Raw genomic sequence first — 489 nt, forward strand, 5'->3', positions numbered from 1 at the left:
AAAACTCAAAAATACTTCCCAAAGCTCACATAAGCTTTAGAACTATAATCATCATCTAGTTTATACTTCTTTAAAGCTCTAGCTAAATCAAGCTTAACATAAAAATTCCCTGTTTTATTATAAAGCAGTTGTAAACCATAAGCATCCATATAGTTTGTATAAGAATCATTCTCATACCAAGAATAACCTATATCATAAAAAGGAGTGATATAAAAATCTTTTAAAGGAGTAGCCATTCTAAGTCCAAAGCTAGCCACTACAGCATTATCTCCTTCTCCATCTCCATTATTGTAAGCCCTTACTCCATAAGGACCTCCTAAAGATATGGTTTCACTACTATCTAATGTAGATCCATTGATAACTTGTTGATAATTTAAACTAAAAAGATGAGTAAAGGTATCATTAAAGAAATAAGCATTGTTAAGATTGACATTGAGTTTAGCAAATTTTCCAAATTCTGCTCCACCTACTTTGCTTGTTCCTATACCT

General features: G+C 31.1%; 1 pseudogene. It reads right to left on the reverse strand.

From position 1 onward, the window contains the following. Positions 1-5 precede the first annotated feature (5 nt). Positions 6-489, reverse strand: a pseudogene (locus ELQ07_RS08170) (ShlB/FhaC/HecB family hemolysin secretion/activation protein); the annotation flags it as partial.

The organism is Campylobacter sp. US55, from assembly GCF_004378955.1.
Classification (GTDB): Bacteria; Campylobacterota; Campylobacteria; order Campylobacterales; family Campylobacteraceae; genus Campylobacter_D; species Campylobacter_D jejuni.